The sequence below is a fragment of the Nocardioides sp. NPDC059952 genome (genome assembly GCF_042730435.1).
Lineage (GTDB): Bacteria > Actinomycetota > Actinomycetes > Propionibacteriales > Nocardioidaceae > Nocardioides.
Map to the genome: position 1 here is coordinate 1 of NZ_JBHWLY010000121.1, position 9,704 is coordinate 9,704.

At 69.4% G+C, this 9,704-nt stretch carries 9 protein-coding genes and 1 riboswitch; of the genes, 5 read left to right on the top strand and 4 right to left on the bottom strand.

Features of this window, described 5'->3' with window-relative positions:
- Positions 1-139: 139 nt before the first annotated feature.
- Complete coding sequence (locus ACFV9G_RS29075; protein WP_378732816.1) at positions 140-595, top strand: peptidoglycan-binding protein; 456 nt, start codon at positions 140-142, stop codon at positions 593-595.
- 158 nt (positions 596-753) lie between these two features.
- On the opposite strand, the gene ACFV9G_RS29080 is transcribed toward ACFV9G_RS29075, so the two are convergent.
- The 4 genes from ACFV9G_RS29080 to ACFV9G_RS29095 form a co-directional block, all read right to left on the bottom strand.
- Positions 754-1,515: an ABC transporter ATP-binding protein gene (locus ACFV9G_RS29080; protein ID WP_378732818.1), complete on the bottom strand. Its 762-nt coding sequence runs from the start codon at positions 1,513-1,515 to the stop codon at positions 754-756.
- A 79-nt stretch (positions 1,516-1,594) separates the two neighbouring features.
- A complete protein-coding gene (locus ACFV9G_RS29085) occupies positions 1,595-2,740 on the bottom strand; it encodes a FecCD family ABC transporter permease (protein WP_378732820.1) in 1,146 nt (381 codons plus the stop codon).
- Entirely contained in the window at positions 2,737-3,774 is a 1,038-nt protein-coding gene (locus tag ACFV9G_RS29090) for an ABC transporter substrate-binding protein (protein ID WP_378732822.1), read from the bottom strand. Before ACFV9G_RS29090 ends, ACFV9G_RS29085 begins: the two co-directional genes overlap by 4 nt.
- 53 nt (positions 3,775-3,827) lie before the next feature.
- A riboswitch (cobalamin riboswitch) is annotated at positions 3,828-4,015 on the bottom strand.
- 23 nt (positions 4,016-4,038) lie between these two features.
- On the bottom strand, positions 4,039-4,737 hold the full coding sequence (locus tag ACFV9G_RS29095; protein ID WP_378732825.1) for an NAD(P)H-dependent oxidoreductase: 699 nt from the start codon (positions 4,735-4,737) through the stop codon (positions 4,039-4,041).
- A gap of 178 nt (positions 4,738-4,915) precedes the next feature.
- Between ACFV9G_RS29095 and ACFV9G_RS29100 the strand changes: the two genes are divergently transcribed.
- From ACFV9G_RS29100 to rhaS, 4 genes are all read left to right on the top strand, one after another.
- Positions 4,916-6,442, top strand: a complete 1,527-nt coding sequence (locus ACFV9G_RS29100) for a sugar ABC transporter ATP-binding protein (RefSeq protein ID WP_378732827.1) — start codon at positions 4,916-4,918, stop codon at positions 6,440-6,442.
- Positions 6,439-7,482 (top strand): ABC transporter permease, encoded by a 1,044-nt coding sequence (locus ACFV9G_RS29105; protein ID WP_378732829.1) that lies wholly within the window; start codon positions 6,439-6,441, stop codon positions 7,480-7,482. Before ACFV9G_RS29100 ends, ACFV9G_RS29105 begins: the two co-directional genes overlap by 4 nt.
- A 76-nt stretch (positions 7,483-7,558) precedes the next feature.
- Positions 7,559-8,632 (top strand): ABC transporter permease, encoded by a 1,074-nt coding sequence (locus ACFV9G_RS29110; protein WP_378732831.1) that lies wholly within the window; start codon positions 7,559-7,561, stop codon positions 8,630-8,632.
- Between the two features lie 5 nt (positions 8,633-8,637).
- Positions 8,638-9,669, top strand: coding sequence for a rhamnose ABC transporter substrate-binding protein (rhaS, locus tag ACFV9G_RS29115; protein ID WP_378732833.1), 1,032 nt, complete (start codon positions 8,638-8,640; stop codon positions 9,667-9,669).
- Positions 9,670-9,704 lie beyond the last annotated feature (35 nt).

Here is a 9,704-nt window from a genome sequence, read left to right on the forward strand (position 1 = left end):
GGACCGACCGGAACGTCCCGTCGTTTCTGTCTCGGCCGGCGCCCGAGCACTACGGGTTCGGTACGGGTCCGAGAGCTCACCCGGTCCTGTCAGCCTGAGCCGTCCGATCTTGATCACAGGAGGAACGTTGCTCAGATCATTGAACAAGAAGCTCACTTTCGCGCTTGCCGGACTGGCGGTCGTCGGTGCGAGCGTCGTCGTCAGCTCGCCGCCGGCATCAGCTGCGGGCGTGTGCAACGGCAGCGCGAGCGGGTGGGTGTATCACAACTACAACTACCGGATGGCGATGGTGTACGACTCGAACAGCGCGAACACGCCGCTGTGCTACCTGAACCCGGGTCATACGGGCAACGCCGTCAAGACCCTGCAGCGGGCCCTGAATCAGTGCTACGGGCGCAACCTGGACGTCGACGGGATCTACGGCGACGCGACCAAGGCGGCGGTGAAGGTGGCCCAGGGGCGTCACGGGCTCAAGCAGGACGGCCTGTTCGGCCCGAACACCAGCAAGGCCATGACCTGGCCATGGAACGACGACATCAGGTACCGCGGCTGCGAGACGCGCGCGGCCGCGAGCTTCCAGTGGGTCTGGGTCTGAAGGTGAACGCCGTCACGTGGTTGCAGAGCAACCGCTTCGGCTTCACCGGAAGTGACGTGGACGGGGTGTTCGGCCCGGCCAGCGATCGTAAGATGCGGTACCCGTTCGATTACGGCTGCGCTCGGATTCCTTACTGAGTCGCTTCGACCGGCTGATCGTCACACCGGGCCGAGGAAACGGATGACGACGCCTTCGTCGTGATGCACCCGGGCGCGGACTCCGTAGACCTCGGCGATGAGGGCCTCGGTGAGCACCTGCGCGGGCGCCCCGCCGGCGACGACGCGGCCTTCGGAGAGCACGAAGACCTGGTCGCAGTAGGTGGCGGCGAGGTTGAGGTCGTGCAGTGCGACCAGGCAGGTCGTGGGCATCCGGCGGACCAGTGCGAGCAGGGCCAGCTGGTGGCGTACGTCGAGGTGGTTCGTCGGCTCGTCCAGGAGCAGGATCTCGGGCTCCTGGGCGAGCGCCCGAGCGATCTGCGTACGCTGCCGCTCGCCGCCCGACAGGGTCGAGAAGCGCTGGTCGAGGCGGTCGGCGATGCCGGCGTGGGTGGCCGCCTCCACGATGACGGCGCGGTCGTGGGCGCTGTCGGGCGCCCAGGCCGGGCGGTGCGGGATCCGGCCGAGCGCGACGACGTCGCGTACCCGTAGGTCCTGGCTGGTCGCCGGCTCCTGCTCGACGACCGCGAGCCGTCGCGCCAGCCGGCGCCGGGACATGCCGGCGAGCGGGCTGCCGTCGAGCAGCACGTCCCCGGAGTCCGCGGGCCGCAGCCCCGCCAGGATGCGGATCAGCGAGGACTTCCCGGAACCGTTGGGCCCGAGCAGCCCGACGGTGACGCCGTCCTCGACCTGGAGGGAGACGTCGTCGACGACGAGGCGCCCACGGGGAGCCCATCGGACCCGCCCTGCCTCGAGCGCCGTCATCGGGCCGCCTCCGTAGCGCAAGCGCCAGAATACGGACGCGACCCGATGACAGGCTGACGGGTCGCTCGCTGACGCTCGCTCATCGGCGGGCCCTCATCAGCACCAGGGCGAAGGCGGGCACCCCGACCAGCGCGGTCGCCACCCCGACCGGGAGCTCCTCGGGGTCGATCACGGTCCGGGCCGCGGTGTCGACCCAGATCAGGAAGATCGCGCCGAGCAGCGCGGTCGCCGGGAGCAGCAGCCGGTGTCCGGGGCCGACCAGTGCGCGTGCCAGGTGCGGCAGCACCAGCCCGACGAAGCCGATCGCGCCCGAGGTGGACACGATGACGGCCGTCATCAGCGCCGTCAGCACCAGGAGCACCGCCCGGATCCGGCCGACGTCGACTCCGAGGGAGGCCGCCGCGTCGTTGCCGAAGGCGAACGCGTCCAGCCAGCCGGCGCCCGCGACGCAGCAGAGCAGCCCGCCGAGCACGATCACCCCGCAGACCAGGACGTCGGTCCAGCTCGCCGAGGAGAGCGACCCGAGCAGCCAGAACAGCACCCCGCGCGTCTGCTCGGCGTCGGCCGCGGTGAACACGATGAACGAGGTGAGCGCCGAGAAGAGCTGGGTGGCGGCGATGCCGGCCAGGACCAGCCGGTCGGTGGTGCCGCCGGCGAGCGAGGCCAGCAGCAGCACGAGTGCGAACGAGACGAGCGCTCCCGCGAACGCCCCGGTGGAGAGCCCGATCGCGCCCGATCCGACGCCCAGCACGACGATCGAGACCGCGCCGGTCGAGGCTCCTGAGGAGATGCCGAGCACGAACGGGTCGGCGAGCGGGTTGCGCAGCAGCGACTGCAGGATCACCCCGCAGATCGCCAGTCCCGCTCCGCATATCCCCGCCAGCAGCGTACGTGGCAGCCGCAGGTCCCACACGATGCTCTGCTGGAGCAGGGTGAGGCCGGAAGAGCCGAGGCCGACCCGGTCAGCCACGACCCGGTAGACGTCGGTGACGCTCAGGTCGGATGGCCCGACGGTGATCGCCCCCGCGACCGAGGCCAGCACCACCAAGGGCGCGACCAGCAGGACGCCGGTGACCCCGATCGCCGAGGCGTCACGTCCGTCGGCCGAGACGTCGCCCGCGTCGGTCGAGATGTCACGTACGTCGGCCGAGACGTCATCGCCGTGCCAAGTCGGCCGACCGGGGTGACGCTTCGGCTGATCGGAGCCCGGCGTACGCAGTCTCATAGGCCGAGGTCGGCGAGCTGCTCGGCGACGTTCTCGACGGCGTAGACGGTGCGGATCGACGGGTTGAGCTCGGCGCCGGAGAGAGTCACGAAGCGGTCGTTCTTCACCGCCTCCATCTGCGACGTGACCGGGTTGGTCTTCAGGTAGTCGATCTTCGCGCGGGCGGTCTCGGCGGTCTGGCTCTTGCGGGTCAGGTCGCCGAGGACGATGACGTCGGGGTTGCGCTCGGCGACGGTCTCCCAGTTGATCTGCGGCCATTCGTCGGTGGTGTCGTCGAAGACGTTCTCCACGCCGAGGGTGCGCCCGATGATCCCGGGGCCGCCGCAGCAGCCGGCCAGGTAGGGCGACTCCGAGTTGGCGAACCAGTACATCGCGCTGACGTCTCCGGCCGGTGCCTCGCTCTCGGCGTTCTCGAGCCGCCGGGACAGGTCGGCGACGAGCTCCTCGCCCCGCTCGGGGACGCCGAAGATCCGCGCCAGGTCGGTGATCTCGCCGAGGATGGTCTCGATCTCGAGGGCGTCGTGGCGGGTGCCGTCGTCGTCGCCCTCGTTGTCCTTGAGGCACTCGGCGGGGGAGAGGTAGGAGCCCACGCCGAGCTTCTCCAGGTTCTCGGGTGTGGTCACCCCGCCCTCGCCCAGAGTGCTGGCGAAGGAGGCCGTGACGAAGTCCGGCTCGGTCTCCAGGACGCGCTCGTAGGAGGGCGCGTTCTCGGCCAGCCGAGGCACGTCCTCGTTGGCCGCGGCCAGCGAGTCGAGCACCGGGTCGGTCCAGGTCGCGGAGCCGACGACACGGTCGGCCAGGCCGAGCGAGAGCAGGATCTCCGTGGAGCCCTGGTTGAGCGAGACGACACGCTCGGGAGGTGCATCGAGGGTCATCTCGCGGCCGCAGTTGGTCAGGGTGATCGGGAAGCCGGCGGTGCCGGCGGCCGCCTGCTGTGTCCCGGAGGGCTGGTCGGCGGCGCAGCCGGCCAGCGTCGAGCCGAGCACCAGAACGGTGCTCGCGGTGAGAGTTCGGATGGTGCGGGAGGGGTGCACGTCGGTCCTCGAGCGGGTCGCGGGCTGGTGCGCGTCGCCCGTGCTGACCGGCAGCGGTGTGCTGCAGGGCCAGCAGGTCTTCGGACTCGGGATCGACCGGCGCGAGACGCCTTCCCAGGCCCGAGGGCCCAGTGGCACAGTGTCCCGTCCGTCACCCACACCGCTGCGCGTCAGTCCCGGACTCTCACCGGGTTCCCGTGCCGGGACTACGTCCCGAGCGGCTGGCCAGAAGACCGTAGCAGGCGACTCCGCCCGCGCGGGGCCTCAGCCCTCGCGATGGGCGCTCAGCCCGTCCTCCCCGGGCGCGACCGAGTCGTGGAGCCTGATCGTGTGGTCGTAGTGCTCCTCGGCCATCGGCCGGTAGTCGATCCGCGGCTCCCTCATCACGCCCTCGAGACGTACGGTCAGGTCGGCCTCGATCCGAGCCATGAGCTGCGGGTTCATGGTGTCGGCGTCGGTGATCAGGTGCGGCCGCAGCGGGTCCATCCCGGTGTACCAGAACGTGCCGTGCAGCAGGGGCCACAGGACGTCCTCGATGTCGCCGCTGATCCCACGCGGACCGAGGGTCGCGGCCCGGTCGCCGGCGGTGACGACGGTCAGCGCGCGCTTGCCGACCAGGCCGCCCTTACCGTACTTGAGCGGCTTGCCGGTCTCCGGATCCGGTACGTCGAAGGCGAACCCCGACTCGAAGACGCGGTCGATCCAGCCCTTGAGGATGGCCGGCACCGAATACCACCACAGCGGGAACTGCACGACCAGCAGATCGGCCTCCCGCAGCCGGTCCTGGTGGTGGCGTACGTCAGCCTCGCCGCGCTCCACCAGAAGTGGATTGAAACCTTCTCGATAGAGGTCGATCTCATCGACGCTCCAGCCGTCCGCGCCGAGGGCGTTCATGCCGACCTCACGCAGCCGTCCGTTGAGTGATGCCGAGTGCGGATGTGCCCATACCCAGAGTGCGTGCATAGGGCTCTGAACGCCGTCTGACGCGGTGGGATTCCCGCCTGGAGACAGGCCGGCGCCGACACGGTCTGATGACAAAGTCCGGATCTCGCTCAAATTAGCGGCCTCAGAGTGTTGACGTATGTGATTGCCATCACTAGCGTAAACCAGGCTTGAAACCTTTCAATTCGAGGAGCTGCCCATGCCGGACACACCCGCCGCACTGGAGCTGCGGGACGTGGCCAAGTCGTTCGGCCCCGTACGCGCCCTCCGGTCCGGAAGCCTCCGGGTCGAGGCCGGATCCATCCACGCGCTCGTGGGGGAGAACGGAGCCGGGAAGTCGACCCTGGTCAAGATCGTCGCCGGGCTCTACCGTCGTGACGCCGGCGACTACCTGCTCGCCGGGGAGCAGGTCGACTTCCGCAACACCGCCGACGCCAAGCAGGCCGGGGTCGCGGTCATCTACCAGGAGCCGACCCTCTTCCCCGACCTCTCCGTCACCGAGAACATCTTCATGGGGCGCCAGCCGACCAACCGCTGGGGCAAGATCGACCGCGCCGCGATGCGCACCGAGGTCGTCGAGCTCTTCGCCCGGCTCGGCGTCCCGATCGAGCCCGACCGGCCGACCGAAGGCCTCTCCATCGCCGACCAGCAGCTGATCGAGATCGCCAAGGCGCTCTCGCTCGACGCCAAGGTCTTGATCATGGACGAGCCGACCGCTGCCCTCTCGGGCAACGAGGTCGACCGGCTGATGACCGTGGCGCGCACGCTGCGCGACCAGGGCTGCGCCGTCGTCTTCATCTCGCACCGCTTCGACGAGGTGTTCGCGCTGTGCGACACGATCACCGTGATGCGCGACGGCGCCTACATCTCCACCGACCCCATCTCCGAGGTCACCGAGGACGAGATCGTCCAGCGGCTCGTGGGACGCGAGGTCTCCGACCTCTACCCCAAGCTCGAGGCCACGGTCGGCAAGCCACTGCTCGAGGTCACGGGCCTCACCCGCACGGGACTGTTCCAGGACATCAGCCTGACCGTCCGCGAAGGTGAGATCGTCGGCCTGGCGGGCCTCGTCGGTGCCGGGCGCAGCGAGGTCGCGCAGGCGATCTTCGGCGTCGACCCCTACGAGAGCGGCGAGGTCGTCCTCGACGGACGCCCGGTCCCGCCGGGTGACCCGAGGCGGGCGATCGAGATGGGTCTGGCGTTCGTCCCCGAGGACCGTCGTCAGCACGGTCTCGTCCTGGACGCACCGATCTCGCGCAACATCACGCTGCCGATGAGTGGCCGGCTCGCTCGCACCGGGCTGATCAGCAGCGGTATCGAGAACCGCTCGGCCGCCGACTGGGCCGCCCGGCTCGAGGTCAAGGCCGCGACGCTCGACACCCTGGCCGGCACCCTCTCGGGCGGCAACCAGCAGAAGGTCGTCCTGGCCAAGTGGCTCTCGACCCGGCCGAAGGTGCTGATCATCGACGAGCCCACCCGGGGCATCGACGTCGGCACCAAGTCCGAGGTCCACCGGCTGCTCTCGTCCCTGGCCCAGGAGGGGCTCGGGATCCTGATGATCTCCTCCGAGCTCCCCGAGGTGCTCGGCATGGCCGACCGGGTGATCGTTCTCAGCGAGGGCCACCAGACGGCCGAGCTGAGCCGCGAGGAGGCGACCCCCGAGGCCGTCATGCGCGCGGCGACGGCCCACCACTCCGCCACCCTGAACATCAGCGAGGCATCATGACCACCACGCTCGACGCGCCCGCTCCGGCCGCGCCGCAGCCACGCCACCGAGCAGCCAACCGGCTGACCTGGCTTCTCAAGCAGCGCGAGACCGGCATCGCCATCGCCTTCATCCTCCTGCTCGTGGTGACCACTGCGGTCAACCCCAACTTCCTGTTCAGCACGGACGGCTGGCGCGACCTCACCCTGACCCCCGCGATCCTCGTCTGCCTGGCGATCGGCCAGGCGATGGTGATCATCACCCGCAACGTCGACCTCAGCGTCGGCTCGACGCTGGGCCTCACCGCCTACCTCGCCGGCCGGCTCTTCCTCGACACCGGGCTCCCGGTGATCGTGGTCGTCCTGATCGCCGTCGCCGCGGGCGCCGTGCTCGGCCTGGTCAACGGGGCGCTGGTCGCCTTCGCCAAGGTGCCGGCGCTGGTCATCACCCTCGGCACGCTCTACGTCTACCGCGGGATCATGCTCGAGTGGGCCGGCAGCGACCGGATCAACGCCTCCGACATCCCGCCCGGGCTGCTCGACTTCGGCACCGGGTCGTTCCTGTTCATCCCCAACCTCGCCTGGATCTCGTTCGCGCTGCTGGCCGTCGTGATCTACCTGATGCGTTCCACGCGCGCCGGCCGCGAGTTCTACGCGATCGGCTCCGACCCCGACGCCGCCACGCTCTACGGGCTGCGCGACAAGCGCCGGGTCCTGCAGGCGTTCGCCACTTCGGGTGCGCTCGCCGGCCTCGCCGGGATCCTGTACGTCTCCCGCTACGGCACCATCAGCTCCGGTGTCGGCCAGGGCATCGAGCTCGAGGCGGTCGGCGCCGCGGTCGTCGGCGGTGTGGCCATCTTCGGTGGCAGCGGCACCGTCCTCGGGGCGGCGCTGGGGGCGTACCTCCTCACCACCATCAACCGGGCGCTCCCGGTCCTGGGCATCCCCGACTTCTGGCAGCAGGCCGTGGTCGGCGCGCTGATCATCGGCGCGATCGTCCTGGACCGCTACTTCGCGCGCCGTCAGCACGACAAGCTCCTCGCAGAGAGGGAAGAATCATGAGTGAGCGCCAGCGAACGGCAACAAGCCTCAGGCCGCCACGTCCGTACGCTTCGTTCCCCTCGACGGAGGTGGCGGCATGAGCCTCCTTGCCTCTGAGAAGGCGCCGACGAGGACGTACGCCGCCCACGCCAAGCCGTGGTGGCAGCGCACCCTGATGACCAGGGACACGGCGATCATCGCCCTGCTCGTCGTCGTGTGGACGTACGCCTCGATCGCGATCCTCAACTTCTCCGACCCGATCACGGTCTACTTCCTGGTCCTCGACATCGCGCCGATCCTGCTCATCGCGCTGCCGATGACGCTGATCATCATCACGGGCGAGATCGACCTGTCGGTGGCCAGCGTCGTCGGACTCTCCAGCGTCCTGTTCGGGGTGCTGCACCGCGAGGGCCTGCCGATGGTCGCCGCGATGGTGCTCGCCCTGCTCGCCTGCGCGGTCGCGGGAGCGCTCAACGGCGTGCTCGTCACCCGCTACGGGCTGCCGTCGCTGGCCGTCACGATCGGCACCATGGCGCTCTTCCGCGGCATCGCGGTCGGAGCGCTCGGCACCACCGCGATCACCGACTGGCCCGACTCCTGGCAAGACCTCGTCCAGGCCCGGATCGGCGACTCCCAGATCCCGCTGATGACGATCCCGCTGGTCGTCCTGATCCTGATCTTCGCCGTGGTCCTGCACTTCACCCCCTTCGGGCGCGGCATCTTCGCGGCCGGTCTCAGCAAGGACGCGGCCCGCTTCTCCGGCGTCAACGTCGACCGTACGAAGCTGATCCTGTTCACGCTCAGCGGGCTGGTCTCGGGGTTGGCGGGCATCTACTTCACGCTGCGCTACGGCAGCGCGCGGGGCGACAACGCCACCGGTATGGAGCTCCAGGTCATCGCGGCGGTGCTGCTCGGCGGGGTGTCCATCTTCGGTGGCCGGGGTGCGATCCCCGGCGTCATCGCCGGCGTCGTCCTGATCGGGACGATCGGCAGCGCGCTCCGCCTCGACGGGACCAGCGCCAACCTCATCCAGATCATCACCGGCGTACTTCTCATCGCAGCAGTCATCGCGGCCAGCGTTCTCGGCTGGACCGGCCGCATCGTCGGCACCTATCGCCGGCAACACAGCTCGGACGAACCATCCTCTAAGAACTCAAAGAAATCGGAGTGAGAGACATGACCAGCAAGTTCCGACGCGCAGGCAGTGCCGTCGCCATCGTTGCGGCCCTCGGCCTCGCCCTGTCCGCCTGTGGCGGCGGTAGCGACAGCGGTAGCGATGGAGAGGGTGGCGGCGACACCAGCAGCATCACCTTCATCCCGAAGAACCTCGGCAACCCCTACTTTGATGCCTCCGACACCGGCGGCCAGAAGGCCGCCGAGGAGATCGGGACCACGTGGAAGCAGGTCGGCCCGACCGAGTCGACCCCCGACTCCCAGGTCAGCTTCATCAACACCGCGACCCAGCAGCGCGCCGGCGCGCTCGTGGTCTCGGCCAACGACCCGACCGCCATCGGCGACGCCCTCGAGGAGGCCCGCAACGCCGGCACCAAGGTCGTCACGATGGACTCCGACACCGAGCCCCAGTTCCGTGACGTCTTCGTCAGCCAGGCCGACGCCGCCGGCATCGCCAAGAGCCAGGTCGACCTGATCGCCGAGCAGATCGGCGACAAGGGCGAGATCGCGATCCTCTCCGCGGCGGCCAACGCCACCAACCAGAACGAGTGGATCAAGCTGATGGAGGAGGAGCTGGCTGCCAGCCACCCCGACATCAAGCTCGTCGACACCGTCTACGGCAACGACGACGACCAGACGTCCTTCGACAAGACCGCGGGTCTGCTGCAGTCCCACCCGAACCTCAAGGGCATCATCAGCCCGACCACGGTCGGCGTCGCCGCGGCCGCGCGCTACCTGTCCGACTCGCAGTACAAGGGCAAGGTCGCGCTGACCGGCCTCGGCACCCCGAACCAGATGCGGGAGTACATCAAGGACGGCACCGTGAAGTCCTTCGCGCTGTGGGACCCCGAGCAGCTCGGCTACCTCTCCGCGTACGCCGCCGACGCGCTCGCGTCCGGTGACATCGAGGGCAAGGAGGGCGACAAGTTCGAGGCCGGTGACCTGGGCGAGTACACCGTCGGTGCCGACGGCGTCGTCGTCCTCGGCGAGCCGACCGTCTTCGACGAGTCGAACATCGACGACTTCGACTTCTGAGTCCGAGCCTGCGACCCTGCGACGAAGTCGCAGGG